Source organism: Stenotrophomonas sp. PI_27 (genome assembly GCF_027854495.1).
Lineage (GTDB): Bacteria > Pseudomonadota > Gammaproteobacteria > Xanthomonadales > Xanthomonadaceae > Stenotrophomonas > Stenotrophomonas pavanii.
This window is the reverse complement of the sequence record NZ_JAJNOF010000012.1, coordinates 30,186-52,422: the sequence shown is the minus strand read 5'-3', so window position 1 is coordinate 52,422 and position 22,237 is coordinate 30,186. Positions and strand designations below refer to the sequence as shown.

Sequence of the window (22,237 nt, the reverse complement as noted above, 5' to 3'; positions counted from 1 at the left end):
GCTGGCTGGCCGCCTCATGTACCGTTGGGGTTTGGCAATGCCGGCCAGCGGCCGGCATTACCGGAATGCGTCGGCGGGCAAGGCTCGGCGCCTCCGTCAGTTGTCCAGCTCCAGCACCATGCGCACCAGCCCCTCGGCACCGGCCGGGTGCGGCACCGGCTTGAAGCCCAGCGAGGCGGCCAGCTGCTTCATCGGCTCGTTTTCGGCGGCAACATCGCCGTACAGGCGGTCCAGGTACTTGCCACGGCCCCACTTCACCAGCTTGCGCATCAACTGCCGGCCCAGGCCCTGGCCGATCAGGAAGCGGCTGATCAGGATCGCGTACTCGGCCTCGCGGGTACCGGGGATGATCGAGGCCCGGGCAACCGCGCCGACCACCGCTTCGCCCGCGGGCAGCGATTCGGCTGCGACCAGGGTGATCTCGGTCTTGGGATTGGGATGGGTCAGGCGCTGGGTGGTTTCCGGCGACAGCTCGGTCACCGCCTGCAGGAAACGATCGCGGATTTCTTCCGGCCCGAACAGGCTGAACGCCGCTTGCAGCGGTGCGCCATCTTCCGGGCGGATGGGGCGGATCAGCAGCTCGTGGCCGCTGGGAGCCTTGAAGATCTCATGCCAGGGCGGCATGCGGTTGCGAGTGGCCATACCGGGTGATTCCTTGGTGGTCCATCGATTGTGGCATCACCGGGGCTGCATTCCGTGAACGAAAGGCTCACGGCGGTACAGCCTCGTGAAGGCCGCTATTCGGGGGCTTTGAGCCAGTCCAGGCGGGTGCTGGCGCCGGGTTCGCCGAGGTGCTGGCGCAACGCCGGCAGGGCCGGGCCGACCACCCGGTCGAACTGCCACGGCGGGTTGAGCAGCAGCATGCCACTGCCATTGAGGCGCAGCGGCGAGTCGTCCGGACGCACCAGGAACTCGATCGTCATCGCCGATTTCACCGGCAGGGCGGAGGCCTTGCGCAGGAAATGCAGGATGGTGCGGCGCTGCTTGATCGGGAACCAGACCGCACAGGTGGCCTGCGGCCAGCGCGCCAGGGTCTCGGCCAGGGCGGCCAGGATGTTCTGGTATTCGGCGTCCTGCGCCTCGTAGGGCGGGTCGATCAGCACCAGGCCCCGACCGATCTTGCTGCCGTTGAACTTCGGCGGCAGCAGCGAACGCAGCAGGGCGTAGCCGTCGCCGGCGCGCACGTCGACGCGGCTGTCGTGGGCGAACAGTGCCTTCAGCGTGGCCGTTTCAGCTTCCTGCAGTTCGCACACCGCCATCCGGTCCTGCGCACGCATCGCCTGGGCGCTCAGCAGCGGGGAACCGGGGTAATTGGTCAGTGCCCCCACAGGATTGTCGGCCTGCACGGCCTTCAGATAGCGCTCGACCACCTCCGGCAGCCTGGGCTGTGCCATCAGCCGCATGATCCCCGATTCGGCCTCCAGGGTCTTGCGGCTCTCTTCGCTGGCCAGCAGGTAGCGGCCGGCACCGCCGTGGGTGTCCAGCACGAAGAACGGGCTGTCCTTGCGCTTGAAGCTGTCGATCAGGGCCAGCTGCACGATGTGTTTGAGCACGTCGGCGTGGTTGCCGGCATGGAAGGCGTGGCGATAGTTCATGGGCGGCAGTGTACGGGGCGGCGGCCGCAGCGGCTATGCTGCGCGCCATGACAGCTCCCGTTGCCCATGTCCTGGTGGTCGAGGACGAAGCCGCCATCGCCGAAACCGTGCTGTACGCGCTGCGCAGCGAAGGCTATGCCGCCACCCACTGCCTGCTGGGCGGGGAGGCCCTGCAGCGGCTGCAGGCCGGTGATATCGACGTGGTGGTGCTGGACGTGGGCCTGCCCGACCTCGGCGGTTTCGAGGTCTGCCGCCGGCTGCGCGCGCAGCCCGGGCCGGCGGCGCAGCTGCCGGTGATCTTCCTGACCGCCCGCAATGATGAAGTGGACCGCGTGCTCGGCCTGGAGCTGGGCGCCGACGACTACATGACCAAGCCGTTCTCGCCGCGCGAACTGGTGGCGCGGGTGCGCGCGCGGCTGCGTCGTGCGGCACCGGCGGTGGCAGCAACCAGCGCCGAGGCGGGCTGGCAGGAACATGGCGCCTTCGCCATCGACCGCGAAGGCCGGCGCATCCGCTTCCGTGGCCACGCGCTGGACCTGACCCGTTACGAGTACGCGCTGCTGGAGGCCCTGCTGCAGCGGCCGGGGGCGATCCTCAGCCGTGCCCAGCTGATGGATCGCGGATGGGACAGCAGTGCCGACAGCGCCGACCGCACGGTCGACACCCACGTAAAGACCCTGCGCGCCAAGCTGCGCGCGGCCGGCGCCAGCGACCCGATCCGCACCCACCGTGGCCTCGGCTACGCGCTGGAGGTCTAGCCATGCGCCTGGTACTGAAGCTGTTCCTCGGCTTCTTCCTGATCACCGGCATCGCCGCGTTCTTCGTGATGCGCGTGTTCGTCAACGAGGTGAAGCCCGGCGTGCGCCAGGCGATGGAATCGACCCTGGTCGATGCTGCCAACGTGCTGGCCGAGATGGCGGCCGCCGACGTCAAGGCGGGCACGCTCCGCAGCGGCAGTTTCACCCGCAACCTGGCCAAGGCGCGGCAGCGCGACCTGAAGGCGATGGTCTGGCGCTTCCCTAAGCGCTCGCTGGACTATCGGGTGACCATCACCGACGCCAAGGGCATCGTCATCTATGACTCGCTGGGCCGCGACCTGGGGCGCGACAACTCGCGCTGGAACGACGTGTACCGCACCCTGCGAGGCGAGTACGGTGCCCGTTCCAGCCCCGAGATCCCGGGTCAGGAAGGCGATACGGTCATGCATGTGGCCGCGCCGGTATACGACCCGGCCGATGGGCGGACCCTGATCGGCGTGCTCAGCCTGGCCCAGCCCAATCGGAGCATCGATCCGTTCATCGCCGCCAGCCAGCGCGCCATCATCGAGCGTGGTGCCTGGCTGATCGGATTGTCGGCACTGGTCGGCGTGCTGGTGACGATGTGGCTCACCACCGGTCTGGGCCAGCTGAGCCGCTATGCGCGCGCGGTCACTGCCGGCGAACCGGTGCCGCCGCCGCGGCGGCGCCGCGACGAGATCGGCGACCTGGGCCAGGCACTGGAAACGATGCGCCGCAAGCTGGAAGGCAAGGCCTACGTCGAGCAGTACGTGCAGTCACTGACGCATGAAATGAAGAGCCCGCTGGCGGCGATCCGCGGTGCTGCCGAGCTGCTGCAGGAACCGTTGCCGGAGGCTGACCGCGTGCATTTCGCGCGCAGCATCGTCGACCAGCAGGAGCGGCTGACCGAGACCATCGACAAGCTGCTGGCCCTGGCCGAGGTGGAACAGCATGGCTGGTTGCAGACCCGCGACCCCATCGCGCTGCCGTCGCTGCTGGCCGATGCGGCAGCGTCCGCGCAGGTGCGGGCGCAGGCGGCCGGCGTGCAGGTCAGCATCGGCAGCGCGCCCGACCTGCGCGTGCAGGGCGACGCCTATCTGCTGCGGCAGGCGCTGCACAACCTGATCGACAACGCGATTGCTTTCTCGCCGGCCGGCGCGGACATCGCGCTGCAGGCCGAGGTGGATGGGCAGGGCGTGCGCCTGCAGGTGGCCGACCGCGGTACCGGCATTCCCGACTATGCGCGCGAACGCGTGTTCGAGCGCTTCTATTCGCTGGCGCGACCGGGCAGCGGCCGGCGCAGTTCCGGCCTGGGCCTGCCGTTCGTGCAGGAGGTCGCGCGCCTGCATGACGGCCGCGCCAGCGTCGACACCCGCGACGGCGGTGGCACCGTGGCCAGCCTGTGGCTGCCGTTGGCGAACCCGGGCCAGCGCCCGCGCCGCTGACTTCACCCTCGCTTCAAATTCGCCACAAACCCCGCTCACCGCGGCGGTCCATCCTGCAGCCCTCTCCAACGAGGATGGACCATGAAATCCCTGAAGATGCTGCTGCGGTTCGCCATTGTCGGCGGGCTGATCCTGTTGCTGCTGGTGCCGCTGATGATGATCCGCGGCGTCATCAACGAGCGCAGCCAGTACCGTGACGAAGCCTTTACCCGGGTGGCCGACAGCCGCGCCGGGGCGCAGCAGCTGGTGGGGCCGGTACGGGTGGTGCCGTGGGTGGAACGCAAGCAGGTTGAACTGGTTGACCCGCTGGGCGTCAAGAAGACCGAGATCCAGGTGACCGAGGGCCACTGGCTGCAGATGCCGGCGTCGCTGGAGGTGGGTGGCGAGATGCTGCCGAGCCAGCGCGAGGTCGGCCTGTTCAAGGTGCCGGTGTACAGCTGGAACGGCCAGCTGAAGGCGAGCTTCGCCGCCGACGACTATCCAGTGAAGGCGGGACGCACGTATGGGCAGCCGTACGTCGCGCTCGGGGTTTCCGATGTGCGTGGCCTGGTGGGAACGCCGAACCTGCGGGTGGACGGCAAGCCGCTGCGACTGTTGCCGGGCGTCGGCGCGGCCAGCGAGATCGGGCGTGGCCTGCATGCGCCGGTAAGTGGCTTCGCGGTGGATCAGGGCGGCACCCTCGCGGCCAGTACCGTTGAGCTGGACCTGCGCCTGGATGGCAGCCGCATGCTGTCGGTGGTGCCGGTGGGTGACGACACCCGCATCGCTCTGCGGTCGAGCTGGCCGCATCCGTCGTTCAGCGGTGCGTTCCTGCCCAACGAGCGCCGCGTCGATGCCGGCGGCTTCGATGCACAATGGGCGGTGTCTTCGCTGGCCTCCGACGCACAGCGCCAGCTGCGTAGCGACGGCGCCATCGATTCGCAGGCAGTGACGGTGTCGCTGGTCGATCCGGTCGATGCCTACACGCAGGCCGACCGGGCCTCCAAGTACGGCGTGCTGTTCGTGGTGCTGACCTTCGTCGGCTTCATCCTGTTCGAGCTGATCAAGTCGCTGCGCATCCATCCGCTGCAGTACCTGATGGTCGGACTGGCGCTGGCGATCTTCTTCCTGCTGCTGATCAGCCTGTCCGAGCACATCGCGTTCTGGAAGGCCTACTTGGTTTCGGCGGTGGCCTGTATCGGCCTGCAGGCGGTGTACCTGGCCAACGTGCTGGGCCACTGGAAGCGCGGCCTTGGTTTCGCTGCGCTGCTGACCGTGCTGTACGGCGCGCTGTATGGCCTGCTGGTGTCGGAGAACAACGCTCTGCTGATGGGGTCGCTGCTGCTGTTCGTGATCCTGGCGCTGGCGATGTGGGTGACCCGCCGGGTCGACTGGTACGCGCTCGGCGCGGACCTGAAGTAAGGAGCGCGCCATGGGCTGGCGCCAGAGTTTCCGGCAACGGGCGCGGCAGGGCATTCCGGCCCTGCTGGAAGTGGATGCACTGCTGCAGGCACATGGCGTGCTGGCGGCCCTGCCGGGGGCACGGATCGCCCCCGGCCTGGTCCGCTTCCAGCTGGCGGCGGTGACCTGCGAGGGACTGCGGGGCCAGGGACTGGCCTGGTTGCAGGGCGCGCGGCAGGGACGCGGCGCGCTGGCGGGGAAGGTGCCGCGCTACCGGCCATGGAAGGCCGGGGCGGACGCGCTGGCCGAGATCGGCATCGGCGGCCTGCCCGATGACTGGCCTGCGCATGCAGCGGTGTACGGTTGCAGCAGCTTCGACCGGCGGCACTGGTTGCTGCTGCTCCCGGAGCGGGCGCAGCTGTGGCTGGGGTGGAGTGGGTGAAGCGGCTCGGCAGGTGCGAACCAAGCACTCTTCTGTGGGTGCGAACCGTGGTTCGCACGCTTCTACCGCTGTCCATGACCGATGGGACGGTATCCGCCCGTCCCCGCTGGCTAGACTCGGTGGGTTGATGATCGAGCCGAAGGGCAGGGGTGCGATGTGTTGAAGTGGGGTGTGCTGGCCGTAGCGCTGGCGATCGGGGGCAATGCCGGGGCGCAGCAGCGCGAGGCGGTGGACCTGGACATGGTCAGCCGCATCCGGCAGGAGGCGTTTCACCGTTCGCAGGTGATGGACACCTTCAGCTATCTCACCGAGCGCATCGGCCCGCGCCTGACCAACTCGCCGGCGATGGGCCGCGCCAACGCATGGACCCGTGGCAAGTTCACCGAATGGAAGCTGGACAACGTCCACGATGAAGCCTTTGATGACTTCGGCCGTGGCTGGGAGTTCACCTCGGCCAGCGTGGAAATGCTGGGTGACCGCATCCAGCCGCTGCATGCGCTGCCGAAGGCCTGGACGCCGGGCACGAACGGGCCGGTTGAAGGCGAACTGGTGCAGGTCGACATCAAGAAGCCCGAAGACATCGAAAAGTACCGCGGCAAGCTGCGCGGCAAAATCCTGCTGCTGGGCGAGGCGCGCGAGTACAAGCGCGGCACCGAACCGGATTCGCACCGTCACGACGCGACCTCGCTGGAAGGCCTGCAGGCGTTCACCGTGCCCAAGGACCAGGACGCCACCGCCGAGCGCGCCAAGCGGGTCAAGGAATACCAGGAGCGCCAGCTGCTGGCGAGCAAGGTCAACGCCTTCTTCGTCGAAGAGGGCGCGCTGGCCTCGATCAGCGTCAGCAGCTGGGACAACGGCATCATCCGCGTCGCCGGTGGCGGTTCGCGCAAGGCCGGCGAGGCGGTTGGCATTCCCGAGCTGGCGATGATCAGCGAGCACTTCAACCCGCTGGTGCGCGCGCTGAAGGCCAAGCAGACCGTGCGGCTGCGCGTGGATGTGGCCGCGCGCTTCACCGACGAGGCCGACCAGCCCGGCTACAACACGCTGGCCGAGATCCGTGGCAGCAGCCGGCCCGATGAAGTGGTGATGATCGGTGCGCACCTGGATTCCTGGCACAGCGGCACGGGCGCAGCCGACAACGCCGCCGGCGTGGCGGTGATGATGGAGGCGATGCGCATCCTCAAGGCCACTGGCGCCAAGCCCAAGCGCACGATCCGCGTGGCGCTGTGGAGCGGCGAAGAGCAGGGGCTGATCGGCTCGCAGGCTTATGTGGCCAAGCATTTCGGCCGGTTCCCGGAGCCCACCGACCCGGCCCAGAAGGCGCTGCCGGCGTCGCTGCGCGAGCCAACCGGTGCGCTGCAGAAGACCCGCGATTACAGCAGGTTCCAGGTCTACTTCAACATGGACAACGGCTCGGGCCGGTTCCGTGGCATCTACGCGCAGGAAAACCTGGCGGCGATGCCGATCTTCGAAGCCTGGCTGGCCCCGTTCCATGACGTGGGCGCCACTACCGTGGCCACCCGCAACACCGGCAGCACCGACCACATCAGCTTCGACCGCATCGGCCTGCCGGGCTTCCAGTTCATCCAGGACCGGCTGGACTACTTCACCAATGTCCACCACAGCCACCTGGACACCTGGGACCACGCCGAGCCGGAAGACCTGAAGCAGGCTGCGGCCATCGTCGCCTCGTTCGCCTACAACGCCGCGATGCGCGAGCAGCCGTTCCCGCGCAAGGCCGAACCCTAAAAGGGGACGGAGGGGATTAAGTCGTATCTCCCCTCCGTTGCCGGGTTGCAGTGCCCAGGGGCTGGGCAATCGCGACTTAATCCCCTCCGTCCCCTTTTTCCGTCGGGGGCGGTGGGCTGGTAAAATCGGGGGATTCCCGTTCCTCGAGCCCTCCATGACCTGCCGCACCCGCTTCGCCCCCAGTCCCACCGGTTACCTGCATATCGGTGGTGCACGCACCGCGCTGTACTGCTGGCTGGAGGCCCGCCACCGCGGCGGCGAGTTCGTGCTGCGCATCGAGGACACCGACCGTGAACGCAGCACCCAGGGCGCGATCGACGCCATCCTGGAGGCGATGGACTGGCTGGGCCTGGATTACGACGAAGGCCCGATCTACCAGACCGACCGCGTTGCCCGCTACCGGGAAGTGGCCGAGCAGCTGATCGCTGAAGGCAAGGCGTACTACGCCTATGAAACCCGCGAAGAACTGGACGCCATGCGCGAGGCCGCCATGGCCAGGCAGGAGAAGCCGCGCTACAACGGCGCCGCGCGCGAGCTCGGCCTGCCGTACCGGGACGACCCGAACCGTGTCATCCGCTTCAAGAATCCGCTGGAAGGCACGGTGGTGTTCGATGACCTGATCAAGGGCCGCATCGAGATCGCCAACAGCGAGCTGGATGACATGGTGATCTTCCGCCCGGATGGCTACCCGACCTACAACTTCGCGGTGGTGGTGGACGACTGGGACATGGGCATCACCGAGGTCATCCGCGGCGACGACCACATCAACAACACCCCGCGCCAGATCAACCTGTACGAAGGCATCGGGGCCCCGGTGCCGAAGTTCGGCCACATGCCGATGATCCTGGACGAGCAGGGCGCCAAGCTGTCCAAGCGCACCGGTGCGGCCGACGTGATGCAGTACAAGGACGCCGGCTACCTGCCCGACGCGCTGCTGAGCTATTTGGCCCGCCTGGGCTGGTCGCACGGTGACCAGGAGCTGTTCAGCCGCCAGGAGCTGATCGACCTGTTCGACGTGAAGGACTGCAATTCCAAGGCCTCGCGTCTGGACATGGCCAAGCTGGGCTGGGTCAACCAGCACTTCCTGAAGACCGAGGACGTGGCCAGCATCGTGCCGCACCTGGTCTACCAGCTGCAGAAGCTGGGCCTGGACGTGGCCGCCGGCCCGGCCCCGGAGGACGTGGTGATCGCCCTGCGTGAACGCGTGCAGACCCTGAAGGAAATGGCCGAGAAGGCCGTGGTCTGGTACCAGCCGTTGACCGAGTACGACGAAGCGGCGGTGGCCAAGCACCTCAAGGCCGGTGCCGAGGTGGCGCTGGGCAAGGCCCGCGAGCTGCTGGCGGCGTTGCCGGAGTGGACCGCCGAGGCGGTGGGCGTGGCCCTGCATGACGCGGCGGCGGCACTGGAAATCGGCATGGGCAAGGTCGCCCAGCCGCTGCGCGTGGCCATCACCGGCACCCAGGTCAGTCCTGACATTTCCCACACCGTGTACCTGGCCGGCCGCGAGCAGGCCTTGAAACGCATCGATGTGGCCATCACCAAGGTAGCAACGGCCTGACGCATCCCCGCCACGCCCGAACCGGAGAACACGCATGCCCGCCAAGACCGCCACTGCCTGTACCGCCCCGCACCACCACGTCCACGACGCATCGGATTTCGTGGCGGTGGTCGAGCGTGTCTCGCGCGAACGCGGGCTGCGCCTGACCCCGATCCGCGCCAATGTGCTGAAGCTGATCGCCGAGGCCGGCAAGCCGGTCAAGGCCTACGAGCTGCTGGAATGGGTGCGCAACGGCAAGGGCGTGGGCGCGGATGCCCCGCCCACCGTGTACCGCGCGCTGGACTTCCTGATGGCCAACGGGTTCGTGCACAAGCTGGAATCGGTCAATGCCTTCGTGGCCTGCCATCACCCCAGCAGTGCCGCGCATTCGGTGCCGTTCCTGATCTGCAACAGCTGCCACAGCGCAGTGGAGCTGGAGGACCGCGAGATCGTCACCCAGCTGGAGAAGCGCGCCAAGGAACTGGGCTTCCAGCCACAGGCGCAGACGCTGGAAGTGCACGGCCTCTGCGCGCGCTGCGCCGGCTAACGCAACGGTAGTGCCGGTCGCTGGCCGGCATTTTGGAAACGGGGTCAGATCCCTTTGCCAGTGGCAAAGGGATCTGACCCCGTTTCATATCGGCGCGACAGGGCCTGCGTCTAGTCCATCGGCTTGGAGCGGGTATCCACCCGCACGATCACCGACATGCCGGGCCGCAGCTGCTTTGCCAGCTTCTGATCCCTGTTGATCGATATCCGCACCGGCAGCCGCTGCACCACCTTGGTGAAATTGCCGCTGGCGTTGTCCGGGCGCAGCACGCTGAATTCCGACCCGGTGGCCGGCGCGATCTCCTGCACGCGTCCCCGCAGCACCTGGCCCTGGAACGCGTCCACTGAGAACGTGGCCGGCTGGCCGATCGCCATTCCCCAGGTCTGGCCCTCCTTGTAGTTGGCCACCACCCACAGCGTATCGGGCACCAGGAACAGCAGCTGCGAACCGGCCGCGACGTACTGGCCCACGCGTACGCTGGCCTCACTGATCTGGCCGTCGCGCGGCGCGTGGATCACCGTGTTGGCCAGGTCGATGCGTGCCAGCTCCAACTGCGCCTGCGCGCTCTCCACCTGGGCTTCCAGGCTCTTGCGCGCCACCTGGGTCGATACCAGGGTCTCCTCGGCGATGCGGATCTGCGCCTGCGCCTGTTGCACGCTGGCCTGTGCCGACGCCTGGGTGGTGCGGAACTTGTCGCGGTCGTTGATGGACACCAGCTGCTGCGCCGCCAGTTCCTCGTAGCGTTTCAGCTCATTGCGCGAGCGCTGCAGTTCCGCCTGGCCGGCCGAGAGCGTGGCGCGGGCGGACGCAATCTGTGCGCGGTTCTGCGCCTGTGACTGGTCCGAATTGGCCAGCGCCGCGCGCGCGCTGTCCAGCGTCGCCTGCGCCTGGGCCACGCGCTGCGCATAGATGCGGTCATCGATGCGCAGCAGCGGCTCGCCCTGCCGCACATGCTGGAAATCCTTCACCAGCACTTCGGTGACATAGCCGTTCACCTGGGGTGCCATCACCGTGATCTGCCCGCGCACGTAGGCGTTGTCGGTCACCATCACGCTGCTGGTGAACGGCCACAGGTGCCACGCACGCAGGATCAGCGCGATGCCCAGCAGGGCCACCACCACCATCACTACCACGCTGCGCGCGCTGGGCTTGAGGTATTTCGGCGCGACCGCCGGTTCAACCGGCGTGGGCGCAGGCGCCGCGTCGGTCGGCGGCGGTGGGGTCACGTTGTCGGCGTCGTCGGGTCGGGGCGGGACGGGGGGCATGGTCGAGAACTCAGCGGGGCGCGGCTGGCGTGGCCGCAATGGGAGGAGTGGGGTGGCGCTTGCGCCATTGCTTGCGTACGGCAGTGCGCAGCGAGAGCAGCAGCAGCCAGCACAGGAAGCCGATCGCCAGCCAGCCGCTCAGCGTGAACACGTCATTGAAGCCACGCACGTTGGCTTCGCGGCGCGTGGTCTGTGCCAGCTGCGCGCTGCCCTGCGCACTGCGCAGCACCGGGTCGGTGATCTGCGCAGCGTACAGCTGCTGCTGGATGCGCAGGCGTTGCGCGACCACCGGATCGGCCGGGTCGAGCTGGCTGGTCAACGCGCTGGAATAGAGTTGCTCCCGATGCAGCTGGAAGGTGCCCAGCACTGCCGAGCCGGCCAGGCCGCCCAGCGTCTGCGTGATCGACAGCGTCACCAGGAAGGTGATCATGTGGTCCACGCCCTGCTTCAATGCGGCGGAAATGCCGAGCATGATCAGCGGGCCCATGAACATGCCGGCGCCCACCGACGCCAGGAACTGGCTCACATAGAAGTCGTGCGGCCGATCGAGGCTGGTGCGGTGCTGGTCGAAGAACGCGGCGGCTCCCAGCAGCAGGATCGCCATCAGCAACTGGGCGATCAACCGCTTGGGCCCGAAGGTCAACGCGGCGCCGGCGATGCCGGTGACCACGCCGGCCAGGATCACCACGAACAGCGGGCGCATCTGGTCCGGCCCCATGCCCAGCGTACGCATCAGGTTGACCACCCCGTAGGACTGCTCGGTGGTCAGGAAGCGGATCAGGAAGGCGCCGACGATGAAATGCAGGACCGGCAGCGTCGACAGCCAGCGGATCTGCAGCAGCGGATTGCGTCGGTAGTGCTCGATGATCAGGGCGGTGGTGGACAGCACGATCGAGGCGATCAGCGCCCAGCCCAGCCACGCTGTGTCGAGCCACCAGCGCGTGTAGCCCTGCGCCAGTACGATCACCAGCAGGGCAACGGCCGGGGCAAGCAGGGCGAAGGTGAGGAAATCCAGCGGTTCGAAGGCCTTGACCTGGATGCCCGGCGGCAGCTTCAGCAGCACCACCGCCGCGAACGCACACAGGGCCAGGCCGGCCTCGAACGAGTACAGCTGGTGCCACTGGCCGGTATCGACCAGGCCCGGCGAGACGATCCAGGCAATCGGCACCGCCAGCTGCGAAAGGCCGACACCGATCACCAGCAGGTTGCCGGTGAACCGTCGCGGCAGTGCCTGCAGCATGTACAGCGTGCCCAGCGTTGAACACGCCGCGCCGGCGAAGCCGCTGGCGGCACGGGTCAGCATCGTGGTCTCGAAGCTGCCGACGAACAGGTGCAGCACCGCCAGCGCCGCATACAGGCCCAGCCCGATCTCGGCGAACAGGCGGATGCCGTACTGCTGGCGGAACTTGAAGGCCAGCAGGTTGGCGGTGACGTTGACCATGGCATAGGCCGCTACCAGCCAGCTGCCCTGGGTCGGTGTCAGTGCCAGCTGGCCCTGCAGGAACGGCAGGTTGGCGGTGACCAGCGCATTGCCGAGGCCGCCGGTGATCGCCACCAGCAGCGATACCAGCGCATAGGCCGCGCGCCGGTACGGCGGGTGCCAGGGCATCGACGCCGAGCCGGGCATGGTCGGCTTCTCATGCTCCTCCCAATCCGGAACCGGCTTCAGATACGGCTGGACCATCAACGGGCCTCGCTGGCAGCTCCCTGGAGACCCCCACGCAGCAGCTGCAGGGCGCGCCCGGCCAACTGGGCGCGCTCGTCGCGGGTCTTGCCGCGCAGGGCCGCACCCAGCATGCCCGAGATCAGTGAAATATCCGTCTTTTCCAGGTCGGCACGGCACAGCCCGGCGGCCTTGGCGCGGGCGATCGGTTCCTCCAGCAGGTCGCGCACGGTCTCGCGCGCGGCGCGCATGGACGGCACGTCCGAATCAACCGCACGCCAGTAGTCGGCCAGTGCCGGCGAATCGATGATGCGCTGGGCCATGCCTTCGAACACCTCGAACAGGGCGTCGTCGCGGTCGCCGAGCTGTTCGACCTGGCGCCGGATGCGGTCGACCGTGCGCTGCAGCAGCGCCTGGATCAGTGCGGTGCGGTCGGGGAAGTTGCGGTACAGGGTGGCGCGGCCCACCTGGGCACGTTCGACCACCAGGTCCAGCGGGGCGGTGACGCCATGTTGGCCGAAGACATGATCGGCGGCGTCGAGGATGAGGGCACGGCGGGCGGCAGCATCGGCACGTTGAGCGGTCATGGAGTGATTTTCGGACAAAATTGTCCGTTTGGCGAGACAGTGAGTGACGGGATTGTCCGGTTGTTGTCGTACGCACATCTTTGTGACGGATGCGTGATGGCACGGAGTGAAAAGAAAACGGGGGCCCGAAGGCCCCCGTGGAATGGCTTGGGGTCAGAGCCCTTTCCTTCGGAAAGGGATCCGGCCCCGCCGTGCGCGGTCAGAAGAACGCGCGGATGCCGAATGCGACACCACGGCCCGGCAGCGGCGAGTAGTCGCGCAGCAGCGAGGTATGCGGACGCACTTCGCGGTTGGTCAGGTTGCTGCCATCCAGGAACACCTCGTAGCTGTTGCTCGCGTTGCGATCCCAGCGGTAGGCCAGGTGTGCATCGACCAGGGTGTAGCCGTCGCTCGGTGCTTCGTTCTGGGCGACATCCTTCTGGCGGCTGTAGCGCACCGCACCGACCGAGGCACGCCAGCCATCCTTCGACCAGCGAAGGTCGGCGCCGACGCGGGCCGGGGCGATGCGCGGCAGGTAGCCGGTGTTGGCCAGCTCCACCGTGTAGTTGTGGTTGTGGTCGCCGTGCGGCACGGCGATGTCCAGGTTGCGGCTGCCGCTGCCATCCAGCTTGGCCTTCACGTAGTCGCCGAACAGGCGCAGGTCCCAGTCACCGGCGCCGCCCTCGAACAGGTGCACCAGCGCTTCGGCCTCGGCGCCGCGGAACACCGCGTCCTGCTGGGTCCAGGCGCGCACCGGCAGCCCCTCGGTAACGCCGGTGTCGGCCAGGTAGATGAAGTCCTTGAACTTCGTCTGGTAGACCGAGGCGGAGAAGTCCAGGCGTTCGCTGTGGGTGTGGATGCCCAGTTCCACGCGCTGGCCGCGCTCGGTCTTCAGGTTGGCATCGCCGATTTCCAGCGAGCGGGTGGCGATGTGCGCGCCGGCGGCATACAGCTCTTCGTTGGTCGGTGCGCGCTCGGAACTGTCCACGCCGATGCGCAGATCAACCGCATCGTTGAGCTTCCAGATGCCAGCGGCCGACAGGTTGGTGGCGCCGAACGTGCGGCGGCGGTAGTCACCGCTCGGGTCCAGCTTGACCTGATCGTGGCGGCCGCCCAGTTCCAGCTTGAACGGGCCGAACTGCTTTTCCTGCAGCACGAACAGGCCGATGTTCCGGGTGCCGGTATCCGGTACGAACGCTTCTTCACCCTTGGCGCCGAAATCACTGTTGCCGAACTGCAGGCCGAAGGCACCATCCCAGCCGCCGATCTGCTGCTGCACGGCTTCCAGGCGTGCCTCGATGCCGCGGTTGGTGAAGCGGGTCGACGGCGTGCCGGCCTCCAGCTCCACGTGCTCGTAGTCGGTATAGGCCACGCGCGCGTTGATGTTCTTCAGGAACGAGACCGGGTCGTAGATGCCGGCCTTGGTCTCGAAGCGGTTCTGCACCATGTCGATGCGCACGTCGTGCTCGTCACCGCCTTCCTCTTCATCGCCATGATCGTGGCCGTGGTCATGGTCGTGGTCATCGCCGTCGGCATGCACGTGCGCGCCATTGGGAATGCCGTAGTTGGTACGGTAGGTGCTGGCCGATACGCCGAAATAGCCGCCGTCGCCCAGCCAGGTCGCACCGACGCCACCGGCGCGGGTACGGATGGAGCTGTTGTCGAGGCGGCCGCGACGCGGTTCTTCGCCTTCGGCCGCTTCATGGTCGTGATCGTGGTCATGGTGGTCTTCCAGGCTGTCGATCACTGCGTAGCCGGGAATACGGTAGTCATCGCCGTTGCGGACCAGGCCATCCACGTGCAGCACGACGTTGCCGCTGACGCCATCGAGGCGGAACATGCCACTGCGCTCGTTGTTCACCGAGTTGCCGCGCAGTTCGGCGCGGCCGCTCAGCGGTCGCTCCGGCAGTTCGCGCGCGATGCGGCCATCGACCACGTTGACCGCGCCGCCGATCGCACCGCTGCCGAACAGCAGGGTGGCCGGGCCTTTCAGGACCTCGATCTGGTCGGCCAGGAACGGCTCGATGCTGGTGGCATGGTCGGCGCTGACGGTGGAGGCATCCATGTTGCCCATGCCATTGGAGAGCACCGCCACGCGTGGGCCCTCCTGGCCGCGGATGATGGGGCGGCCGACACCCGGCCCGAAGAAGGTGCTCTGCACGCCGGGCAGCTTGGCCACGGTATCACCGAGGGTGCCGGCCTTCTGCTCGTCCAGGCGTTCACCGGCCAGAACCTCCACCGGGCGTGCCAGCGATTCGGCGTCGCCCTGCAGCGGCGAAGCGGTGACCTGCACCGACGACAGTTCAGTCAGGTGGCGGTCACGGTGGGAATCGTCTTCGCCGGCGGCGAAGGCAACGGTCGGGAGCAGAGCGGTCAGGGCGAGGGCGAGGGAATGCGGCTTCAACCGCGGGGTACGGGCGGGCATGGGCAGGTCCTTTGTTACACTATATCAATCACGGGGCGCACGAATCCCGTCGATGGGACAGGGGGAGGGGACACCGTGCGGGTCGGGAAGGGATGTTATATTATTCCATAACGATTCGCCGACCCTGCTGGAAGTCATGTCCCTGTCCTCACGAATGCGCCATCTGCTTGACCGTTTCGGTGCCACGGGTTCGATGCTGTGCGCGGTGCACTGCGCGGTGATCCCGGTGCTGCTGGCGGCGGCGCCTTCTCTGGGCCTGTCGTTCTGGCTGAGCGATGGGGTGGAGCAGGGCCTGGTGGTGTTTGTGACCCTGCTTGGGCTGTTCAGCCTGGTCTGGGGCTACCGCCGCCACGGTGCGCTGCGTGCGCTCGGCTTCCTGATCCCCGGCCTGGTCGCGCTGTGGGCCGGCGTGCTGTACGACCCGCTGCACCACAACGCGGTACCGCATGCGGTGGTGATGACCATCGGCGGCCTGCTGGTGGGGGTGGCCCACCTGGTCAACCTGCGCCTCAACCACGGCCACGTGCACGACGCCAGCTGCGCGCACTAGGCGCTCCGTGATAGGATTTTCGATCGTGCGCGGGGGCGCCCAGCAAGGCGGCCCCGCCGAACCCGTGTCAGTACGGGGTAACCAGATTTCACACTTGAGGAGTTGAAGACATGGGTAAGGGTGACCGCAAGACCGCCAAGGGCAAGCGCTACAACGCCAGCTACGGCAACGCCCGTTCGCACACTGCGAGCAAGGTCGCCGTAGGCGCCGCCGCCCCGGTTGCCAAGAAGACCGTGGCCAAGGCTCCGGCGAAGAAGGCCGTTGCGAAGAAGGCCGTCGCCAAGGCCTGATCCGGCCGACCGACCGGTCCACGAAGAACGCGGCGCCTGGCGCCGCGTTTTTTTATGCGCGTTCTTGTAGCGCCGAGCCCATGCCCGGCTGGCCGGAAATGCAGCCGAGCGCGGGCTCGCCGCTACAACCGCATCAGCGCAGGATCTGCTTCAGCGTGTCCGGGTTGCCATCGTTCGGTGCGGCCGGCACCTGCAGCAGATGGGCCAGCAGCGGATAGACGTCCACGTTGTCGAAGCCGTCGATCACCAGGCCCTGGCGGAACGAGGGACCCTTAGCCACGAACACCGCGCGCATGGAAGGCAGGGCATTGTCGTATCCGTGCGAGCCCCGATCCCGTCTTGCGCGCTTGGCGATCTTCTCCAGGTGCAGCGCGTCCCAGCCCTCATCCATCGCACAGACGATGGCCGGCACCCGCGGATGCGTGCCGTAGTGCCAGCGTGCCGGCAGGTTTTCCTTCTTCCAGCACGCGTAGTGTGCGTGGCGGCCGAGCAGTGCGCGCTCGGCCTCCTTCTCGCGACCGGCCACCGGTACGAAGCCGACCGACTGGCCCTGGCTGACGTTGCGCGCAATCGACGGGTCGGCCATCGATTCGGTGGAAATCACCTGGTCCTCAGGCACGGATGCCATGCCATGGTCGGAGACCACGATCACGTTGGTGGTCGCCGCCAGCCCGCGCTGCTGCAGTCCATCGAGGACCTGGCCGACGATCAGATCGGCGCGTGTGATCGCATCGGCGTACTGCGTCGACTCGGGGCCGTAGTTGTGGCCGGCCTTGTCTACATGCTCCATGTACAGCGTGGTCAGTCGCGGCGCGTCGGCGTCGTTCTGTGCCAGCCAGTCCAGCACGATGCCGGCGCGCTGTTCCAGGGGCTCCGTGGCGTCGTAGACGCGCCACTGGCTCGGGCGCACGCCACGGATCGCCGATTCGCTGCCCGGCCACGAGGTCGTTGCAGTGCGCACGCCGACATTCTCGGCACCGACCCAGATCGGTTCGCCGCCCCACCACGCACTGGTGGTGACTGCCTCGCGGTTGCTCAGCTCGAACCGGCCCAGCGCCTCATCGTCCATGCTGTTGTTGACGATGCCGTGGTGGTCAGGGCGCAGGCCGGTGACGATCGTGTAGTGGTTGGGGAAGGTCAGTGAAGGGTAGGACGGCGTCATCCAGCGGGCGCGCACGCCGCCGTCGATCATCCGCTGCAGGTTCGGTGTCAGCCCGCGGTCCAGCGCGTCGGCGCGCAGGCCATCGATGGAGATCAGCAGCAGCTTCGGCGGCGCGGCCGCAGCGACGGACGCAGGGGGAACGGCGGCGGAAGGGGCGGGCGCGGTGCTGCAGGCGGCCAGTGGCAGCAGCAGTGCCAGCGAAAAGGTCAGGCGTACGGAAGTCATCCGTGCATGATAAGTCGGTGCAATTACCGGCCCAAGACACGGCGCGCCAGGACCGTCCGGGGTCAGATCCCTTTTCCACCGGAAAAGGGATCTGACCCCGATGCTCAAGCGAACAGCGGGGCCTGGCGTTGTTCCAGTCGCAGCAGCGCGGCCTTGGTTTCCAGGCCGCCGCCGAAGCCGGTCAGTGCACCGTTGCTGCCGATCACGCGATGGCAGGGCAGGATGATCGGCAGTGGATTGCGGCCGTTGGCCGCGCCCACCGCGCGGGTCGCGCTGGGCTGGCCCAGGTGCTGTGCCAGCTGCAGGTAGCTCCAGGTCTGGCCGAACGGAATCAACGCCAGTGCCTGCCAGACACGCAGCTGGAACGGAGTGCCGCGCGGTGCCAGTCGCAGGTCGAACCGGCGGCGTTCACCGTGCAGGAACTGCAGCAGCTGTTCGCGCGCTTCCGGCAACGCGTCCGGTGCGTAGTGCCAATCATCGCGCCCGCGTGCGGGGTGGCGGTTCTCCGGGAACAGCACATGCGAAAGACCGCGCTCGTCGCCGGCAATGGTCAACACGCCGATCGGGCTGTCGAAACGATCGAACAACAGGGTCATGTCGGTTCTCCAACAAAGGTGCCGGACAGGTGCCACAGGTGCAGCACGGCGTAGGCGCGCCACGGGCGCCACGGTTGCGAGCGCGCTTCGGTAGCACGTTCGCTCAGGCGCTGGCCCTGCGCGTGGCCGAGGACCTGCTGCAGTACAAGATCGCCGGCCGGGAACGCATCGGGCTGGCCGAGCCCGCGCAGGGCGATGTAATGCGCGGTCCACGGGCCGATGCCGGGCAGTGCAACGCAGCGCGCAACGAATTCCTCCACGGCCTGGCCAGGACCGAAGTCGAGCTGGCCGCTGGCGCAGGCCGCGGCCAGTGCGCGCACGGTGGCCGCGCGGCTGCGGGGCAGGCCGATCGATTCCAGCGGCGCTTCGGCCAGCATCGCAGGTGCCGGGAACTGGCGATCGAATGCGGGGGGCATGCCCGGCAGGTGCGCGCCGTAGGCATCGACCAGGCGCCGCGCGAAGGTGGTGGCCGCGGCCACGCTGACCTGCTGGCCGAGCACGGCACGCACACCCACCTCGAAGCCATCCCAGCCGCCGGGCACGCGCAGCCCGGGGCGTTCGGCGATGCCGCGCGCCAGCAGCGGTTCTTCGGCCAGCGCGGCATGGACCTGCTGCAGGTCGGCATCCAGATCGAATACGCGACGCACGCGGCGCACGATGTCCGGGATCAGGCGTGGATCGACTGCTCCCAGCTGCAGTCGCAGCTCCGGGCGCTTCGGGTCGGCGGTGACGCGCAGCAGGGTGGGGCGCTCGGGTGTGCCGAGCACGCGCTGGTAGCTGTCCTCGCCGATCAGCTCGATGCCGGGCAGGCTGCGCTTCCGCAGGAAGGCCAGCATGCGCGCAAAATCCAGGGGGGGCCGATAGGCCAGACGCAGTACCAGGCCGTCATCCTCTGCGGCCAACGGCGGGTGCTGGCGCCGCAGTGCGCTCGGCGCCATCCCGCAGCCCTGCAGGAAGGCGGTATTGAAACGGCGCAGGCTGTTGTAGCCGGCGGCCAGTGCGACGTCGGTCACCGGCAGCGTGGTTTCGGTCAGCAGCTGCTTGGCCAGCAGCAGGCGGTGGGTGGCATGGAGCTGTCCGGGCGTCGCGCCCAGGTGCTCGACGAACAGGCGCTGCAGCTGGCGCGCGCTGAGTCCGATTTTCCGCGCGAGGTCAGCGACGGCGTGTTCCTGCAGGAATCCACCGTGGATCAGCGCCAGGGCGCGCTGCACGGCCTGCCCGGCCAACGCCTGCTGCGCCTGTGGTGCCAGTTCGGGGCGGCAGCGCAGGCACGGCCGGTAGCCGGCGGCGGAGGCCGCAGCGGCGGTCGGAAAATAGCTGATGTTGCGCGGCTTCGGTGGCGGGGCCGGGCACACCGGGCGGCAGTAGATGCCGGTGCTGCGCACGGCGGTGAAGAACACGCCGTCGAAGCGTGCGTCGCGGGCCAGGCGGGCCCGATCACAGGCGGCAGTGTCGAGGGCGAGAGCGGTGTCCATGGCGCCAGTCTAGGCGGGTGCGGGCGGTGATACTCGCCACATTCGGACATGGATGCTGACGCGAGTCAGGCCGGGTTGCACCCGGTATCCGCGGTAGTGCCGGCCGCTGGCTGTGGTAGTGCTGGACGCTGGCCGTGGTAGTGCCGGCCGCTGGCCGGCAGCAATAACACGGCGTCCTGCGCGGCCGCGCGTGCGTGTCGGCCTCGGTCCACACGCTTTCCCAAGGGTCAGAGGGGGTTCAGTGCCACGCGCTGAATGCGCGCCACGGGCGGGTAGACTGTGGCTCTTGCCCACGTGAAGGCCGGTTGCCCGATGTCCGCCAAACTCCGCTGGTTGCCCCTGTTGTGCCTGGCCCTGGCGGGCTGCAGTCAGCTGGAGAATCCGGGCAACGTGACCGCAGCCGACAAGGCGGCGCGGGCACCGGCCAGTGATGGCGAGAACATGGTGTCGATCAATGCCGCCGATGCTCCGCCGCCGCCGGCACCACCGCGCAGCCAGGGCGATCGGCCGTGGCCGCAGGCGCAGCTGGAGAACGGCCGCGCGTGGGTCAGTTGCAGCACCGAGTACGCCGGCGAGGCTGGCGATGGTGCCGAGCTGGAAGGCCTGCAGCGCGAGCAGATCACCCAGGCCCTGGCACCCTGTGCCGCGCGTGGCCTGGTGCGGGTGCGCTATGCCGGCAAGATCAATCCTGGCTTCGCCGAGATGATGTGGCGGCTGGCGGTGGTCGCCGACCAGCAGAAGATCCACAAGCGCATCCTCGACCTGGATTCCAGTGGCGGCCAGGTGGAATCGGCGATCGTCGCCGGCGACAGCATTGGTGAATCGGGCTGGACCATCTGGGTGCGCGAAGGCTCGATCTGCCACAGTGCCTGCGTGTTCGTGCTGGCCGCAGGTGACAACCGCCTGCTGTCTGGCAAGGTCGGCATCCACCGCATGATGCGCATCAGTTCCAAGGCCACCTCGCGCGCGGAACTCAACCGCGAGCTGCACGAGGTCTACGACAACGTGAAGGACTACCTGCAGCGCAATGGCGTGGCCGTGGGCGTGGCCGACCTGATGATGACCGTGCCCAACCGCAGCCTGCGCCTGCTGACGCCGGAGGAGCTGCGCCAGTTCGGCCTGGACGGCACCAACGCGGTGCAGGACGATCTGGAAAGGATCAAGCAGATGCGTGCCTGCGGCGATGACTTCGTGCAGCGCAAGGATGCCTTCCTGATCGCCTTCGACCAGCAGTGCAAGCGCGACGGCGCCGACATGGAGTCGATCAACAGCTGCGGCCAGGCCCTGAAGCAGCGCTTCGGCTTCCCGGACGCGGTGTGCCCGGAAGAAAGCCCGCTGTCGGAGATCGATGTGGCGACGCTGCCGCCGGCACCGTCGGAGCCGCCGCCGGTGGCCGAGCAGGCGCCAGTGAACACCGCCGCGCCCGCAGCGCAGGCCGATGCGGCAGCGGTGGAGGGCAACGCCCCGGCACGCTGACAGCGTAGTCACCGCGCTGGCGTAGACTGCGGTTCTCTCCAGAAAACCGGCGGTGTCCATGAAGCGCGTGCTCCTGCTGCTGTCCCTGCTGCCCCTGACCGCATTGGCGCAGGCACCTGCGCCGGCCACGCCCGCCCCGGCTCCGGCACGCCCGGCCCCGGCCTCGCCGGCAGCCGCGAAGCCGGCCACCGCCGGCACACCGGCGCTGACCGCCGCGCAGCAGGCACAGGTGCAGAAACAGGACGCGGAAATGGGCGCGGCTGCCTTGAAGGCGGCGCAGCTGGTCGATGCCAATCGCGCCGGCGAATTGTGGGACGGGGCTTCGGCCGTCGCGCGTCGTGCGGTGCCGAAGGCTGCATTCGTCAGCCAGCTGAGCGCCGAGCGCACGCGCCTGGGGGCGCTGGCCGGCCGTGGCCAGCCGACCATTACCCGGGTCAAGTACAGCGCCGGCGCTGCGGTGCCCGAAGGCCTCTACATCAACGTCAGCTTCCCGACCCGTTTCGCCAACAGCGCGCAGCCGGTGCGCGAGCTGGTTTCGTTCCGCTTCGACGAAGACCAGGTGTGGCGCCTGGCCGGTTACAGCCTGCGTGCGTCGGCGCCCTGAGGAGATGAGCGATGGCAACTGAACTGACGATGCTGGCCTGGTCGGTGCTGCTGGGTTTTGTCTACATCTTCGCCACCTCCACCGTGGTCACCCGCGAACGGGGAATGAAGTGGAATGCCTCGGCACGGGATGGCGACGCAAGGCCGCTCAGTCCGCTGGCCGGTCGCCTGCAGCGGGCCCAGGCCAACTTCCTGGAGACGTTCCCATTCTTCGCCGCCGCGGCGATCGCGGTCGTGCTGGCCGGGCGCGGCAACGACACCACCGCGCTGGCCGCGCAGGCCTACTTCTGGGCGCGCGTGGTCTACCTGCCGCTGTACGCCGCAGGCGTGCCCTACGTGCGCAGCCTGGTGTGGCTGGTGTCGCTGCTGTCGATCCTGGCGCTGGTGTTCGCACTGCTGTGATCCGGGCCTGATCCAGATCAAGGCCGCTCAGCTGTGCGGCGCTATGCTGGCGCGGACGGGATCAACGG

The 22,237-nt window shown here is 68.1% G+C and carries 21 protein-coding genes; 12 read left to right on the top strand and 9 right to left on the bottom strand.

From position 1 onward, the window contains the following. Nucleotides 1-96 precede the first annotated feature (96 nt). Nucleotides 97-642: a GNAT family N-acetyltransferase gene (locus tag LRM18_RS15285; protein WP_014646444.1), complete on the bottom strand. Its 546-nt coding sequence runs from the start codon at nt 640-642 to the stop codon at nt 97-99. A gap of 95 nt (nt 643-737) precedes the next feature. Next, the gene (gene rlmJ / locus LRM18_RS15280; protein WP_049466883.1) at nt 738-1,595 is read right to left on the bottom strand and encodes a 23S rRNA (adenine(2030)-N(6))-methyltransferase RlmJ; all 858 of its coding nucleotides are present in this window, start codon (nt 1,593-1,595) and stop codon (nt 738-740) included. A 35-nt stretch (nt 1,596-1,630) separates the two neighbouring features. Here rlmJ and creB point away from each other — a divergent pair, with 35 nt between their 5' ends. The 7 genes from creB to LRM18_RS15245 all read left to right on the top strand — a co-directional run bounded on the left by creB (nt 1,631) and on the right by LRM18_RS15245 (nt 9,471). Next, a complete protein-coding gene (creB, locus tag LRM18_RS15275; RefSeq protein WP_270954942.1) occupies nt 1,631-2,353 on the top strand; it encodes a two-component system response regulator CreB in 723 nt (240 codons plus the stop codon). A 2-nt stretch (nt 2,354-2,355) separates the two neighbouring features. Then, a complete protein-coding gene (gene creC / locus LRM18_RS15270) occupies nt 2,356-3,816 on the top strand; it encodes a two-component system sensor histidine kinase CreC (RefSeq protein ID WP_057493898.1) in 1,461 nt (486 codons plus the stop codon). Between the two features lie 81 nt (nt 3,817-3,897). Continuing rightward, entirely contained in the window at nt 3,898-5,217 is a 1,320-nt protein-coding gene (creD, locus tag LRM18_RS15265) for a cell envelope integrity protein CreD (RefSeq protein WP_057493897.1), read from the top strand. A 10-nt stretch (nt 5,218-5,227) separates the two neighbouring features. Further along, nucleotides 5,228-5,638 carry a hypothetical protein gene (locus LRM18_RS15260; protein ID WP_057493896.1) on the top strand — a complete coding sequence of 137 codons (411 nt, stop codon included), beginning with the start codon at nt 5,228-5,230 and terminating at the stop codon, nt 5,636-5,638. A gap of 156 nt (nt 5,639-5,794) precedes the next feature. Beyond that, nucleotides 5,795-7,387 carry a M20/M25/M40 family metallo-hydrolase gene (locus LRM18_RS15255; RefSeq protein ID WP_270954941.1) on the top strand — a complete coding sequence of 531 codons (1,593 nt, stop codon included), beginning with the start codon at nt 5,795-5,797 and terminating at the stop codon, nt 7,385-7,387. 154 nt (nt 7,388-7,541) lie between these two features. After that, the gene (gene gltX, locus LRM18_RS15250) at nt 7,542-8,945 is read left to right on the top strand and encodes a glutamate--tRNA ligase (RefSeq protein ID WP_053462516.1); all 1,404 of its coding nucleotides are present in this window, start codon (nt 7,542-7,544) and stop codon (nt 8,943-8,945) included. A 34-nt stretch (nt 8,946-8,979) separates the two neighbouring features. Then, the gene (locus tag LRM18_RS15245) at nt 8,980-9,471 is read left to right on the top strand and encodes a Fur family transcriptional regulator (protein ID WP_004150412.1); all 492 of its coding nucleotides are present in this window, start codon (nt 8,980-8,982) and stop codon (nt 9,469-9,471) included. Nucleotides 9,472-9,581: 110 nt separating this feature from the next. On the opposite strand, the gene LRM18_RS15240 is transcribed toward LRM18_RS15245, so the two are convergent. The 4 genes from LRM18_RS15240 to LRM18_RS15225 form a co-directional block, all read right to left on the bottom strand. Further along, nucleotides 9,582-10,736, bottom strand: a complete 1,155-nt coding sequence (locus LRM18_RS15240; RefSeq protein ID WP_154330303.1) for an HlyD family secretion protein — start codon at nt 10,734-10,736, stop codon at nt 9,582-9,584. Nucleotides 10,737-10,746: 10 nt separating this feature from the next. Beyond that, nucleotides 10,747-12,420, bottom strand: a complete 1,674-nt coding sequence (locus LRM18_RS15235) for an MFS transporter (protein ID WP_270954940.1) — start codon at nt 12,418-12,420, stop codon at nt 10,747-10,749. Then, complete coding sequence (locus LRM18_RS15230) at nt 12,420-12,986, bottom strand: TetR/AcrR family transcriptional regulator (RefSeq protein WP_019659167.1); 567 nt, start codon at nt 12,984-12,986, stop codon at nt 12,420-12,422. Before LRM18_RS15230 ends, LRM18_RS15235 begins: the two co-directional genes overlap by 1 nt. A 199-nt stretch (nt 12,987-13,185) precedes the next feature. Further along, nucleotides 13,186-15,390, bottom strand: a complete 2,205-nt coding sequence (locus tag LRM18_RS15225) for a TonB-dependent receptor (protein WP_053462518.1) — start codon at nt 15,388-15,390, stop codon at nt 13,186-13,188. A 136-nt stretch (nt 15,391-15,526) separates the two neighbouring features. Here LRM18_RS15225 and LRM18_RS15220 point away from each other — a divergent pair, with 136 nt between their 5' ends. Beyond that, nucleotides 15,527-15,940, top strand: coding sequence for a MerC domain-containing protein (locus tag LRM18_RS15220; protein WP_049470111.1), 414 nt, complete (start codon nt 15,527-15,529; stop codon nt 15,938-15,940). A gap of 110 nt (nt 15,941-16,050) precedes the next feature. Further along, nucleotides 16,051-16,230 carry a 30S ribosomal protein THX gene (locus LRM18_RS15215; RefSeq protein WP_004150462.1) on the top strand — a complete coding sequence of 60 codons (180 nt, stop codon included), beginning with the start codon at nt 16,051-16,053 and terminating at the stop codon, nt 16,228-16,230. Between the two features lie 133 nt (nt 16,231-16,363). On the opposite strand, the gene LRM18_RS15210 is transcribed toward LRM18_RS15215, so the two are convergent. The 3 genes from LRM18_RS15210 to LRM18_RS15200 form a co-directional block, all read right to left on the bottom strand. Next, complete coding sequence (locus LRM18_RS15210; protein WP_270954939.1) at nt 16,364-17,617, bottom strand: ectonucleotide pyrophosphatase/phosphodiesterase; 1,254 nt, start codon at nt 17,615-17,617, stop codon at nt 16,364-16,366. 104 nt (nt 17,618-17,721) lie between these two features. Beyond that, entirely contained in the window at nt 17,722-18,213 is a 492-nt protein-coding gene (locus tag LRM18_RS15205) for a methylated-DNA--[protein]-cysteine S-methyltransferase (RefSeq protein WP_049470116.1), read from the bottom strand. After that, on the bottom strand, nt 18,210-19,688 hold the full coding sequence (locus LRM18_RS15200) for a DNA-3-methyladenine glycosylase 2 (RefSeq protein WP_206631597.1): 1,479 nt from the start codon (nt 19,686-19,688) through the stop codon (nt 18,210-18,212). Before LRM18_RS15200 ends, LRM18_RS15205 begins: the two co-directional genes overlap by 4 nt. A gap of 312 nt (nt 19,689-20,000) precedes the next feature. On the opposite strand from LRM18_RS15200, the gene LRM18_RS15195 reads away from it, so the two are divergent. The 3 genes from LRM18_RS15195 to LRM18_RS15185 are packed head-to-tail and all read left to right on the top strand — an operon-like array spanning nt 20,001 to nt 22,169. Beyond that, the gene (locus tag LRM18_RS15195) at nt 20,001-21,164 is read left to right on the top strand and encodes a hypothetical protein (RefSeq protein WP_154330307.1); all 1,164 of its coding nucleotides are present in this window, start codon (nt 20,001-20,003) and stop codon (nt 21,162-21,164) included. A gap of 58 nt (nt 21,165-21,222) precedes the next feature. Continuing rightward, complete coding sequence (locus LRM18_RS15190) at nt 21,223-21,768, top strand: DUF4019 domain-containing protein (RefSeq protein ID WP_270954938.1); 546 nt, start codon at nt 21,223-21,225, stop codon at nt 21,766-21,768. An 11-nt stretch (nt 21,769-21,779) separates the two neighbouring features. Next, nucleotides 21,780-22,169 (top strand): MAPEG family protein, encoded by a 390-nt coding sequence (locus LRM18_RS15185; protein WP_053505404.1) that lies wholly within the window; start codon nt 21,780-21,782, stop codon nt 22,167-22,169. Nucleotides 22,170-22,237: the final 68 nt, after the last annotated feature.

Bases quoted from the DNA above. Each gene is read 5' to 3' on its own strand.
- LRM18_RS15240 (WP_154330303.1), bottom strand. From the start codon at position 10,736: ATGCCCCCCGTCCCGCCCCGACCCGACGACGCCGACAACGTGACCCCA.
- creD (WP_057493897.1), top strand. From the start codon at position 3,898: ATGAAATCCCTGAAGATGCTGCTGCGGTTCGCCATTGTCGGCGGGCTG.
- LRM18_RS15260 (WP_057493896.1), top strand. From the start codon at position 5,228: ATGGGCTGGCGCCAGAGTTTCCGGCAACGGGCGCGGCAGGGCATTCCG.
- LRM18_RS15235 (WP_270954940.1), bottom strand. From the start codon at position 12,420: ATGGTCCAGCCGTATCTGAAGCCGGTTCCGGATTGGGAGGAGCATGAG.
- creB (WP_270954942.1), top strand. From the start codon at position 1,631: ATGCTGCGCGCCATGACAGCTCCCGTTGCCCATGTCCTGGTGGTCGAG.
- LRM18_RS15245 (WP_004150412.1), top strand. From the start codon at position 8,980: ATGCCCGCCAAGACCGCCACTGCCTGTACCGCCCCGCACCACCACGTC.
- LRM18_RS15285 (WP_014646444.1), bottom strand. From the start codon at position 642: ATGGCCACTCGCAACCGCATGCCGCCCTGGCATGAGATCTTCAAGGCT.
- LRM18_RS15220 (WP_049470111.1), top strand. From the start codon at position 15,527: ATGTCCCTGTCCTCACGAATGCGCCATCTGCTTGACCGTTTCGGTGCC.
- LRM18_RS15230 (WP_019659167.1), bottom strand. From the start codon at position 12,986: ATGACCGCTCAACGTGCCGATGCTGCCGCCCGCCGTGCCCTCATCCTC.
- LRM18_RS15185 (WP_053505404.1), top strand. From the start codon at position 21,780: ATGGCAACTGAACTGACGATGCTGGCCTGGTCGGTGCTGCTGGGTTTT.
- LRM18_RS15195 (WP_154330307.1), top strand. From the start codon at position 20,001: ATGTCCGCCAAACTCCGCTGGTTGCCCCTGTTGTGCCTGGCCCTGGCG.
- LRM18_RS15225 (WP_053462518.1), bottom strand. From the start codon at position 15,390: ATGCCCGCCCGTACCCCGCGGTTGAAGCCGCATTCCCTCGCCCTCGCC.
- gltX (WP_053462516.1), top strand. From the start codon at position 7,542: ATGACCTGCCGCACCCGCTTCGCCCCCAGTCCCACCGGTTACCTGCAT.
- LRM18_RS15215 (WP_004150462.1), top strand. From the start codon at position 16,051: ATGGGTAAGGGTGACCGCAAGACCGCCAAGGGCAAGCGCTACAACGCC.
- creC (WP_057493898.1), top strand. From the start codon at position 2,356: ATGCGCCTGGTACTGAAGCTGTTCCTCGGCTTCTTCCTGATCACCGGC.
- LRM18_RS15210 (WP_270954939.1), bottom strand. From the start codon at position 17,617: ATGACTTCCGTACGCCTGACCTTTTCGCTGGCACTGCTGCTGCCACTG.
- LRM18_RS15200 (WP_206631597.1), bottom strand. From the start codon at position 19,688: ATGGACACCGCTCTCGCCCTCGACACTGCCGCCTGTGATCGGGCCCGC.
- rlmJ (WP_049466883.1), bottom strand. From the start codon at position 1,595: ATGAACTATCGCCACGCCTTCCATGCCGGCAACCACGCCGACGTGCTC.
- LRM18_RS15205 (WP_049470116.1), bottom strand. From the start codon at position 18,213: ATGACCCTGTTGTTCGATCGTTTCGACAGCCCGATCGGCGTGTTGACC.
- LRM18_RS15190 (WP_270954938.1), top strand. From the start codon at position 21,223: ATGAAGCGCGTGCTCCTGCTGCTGTCCCTGCTGCCCCTGACCGCATTG.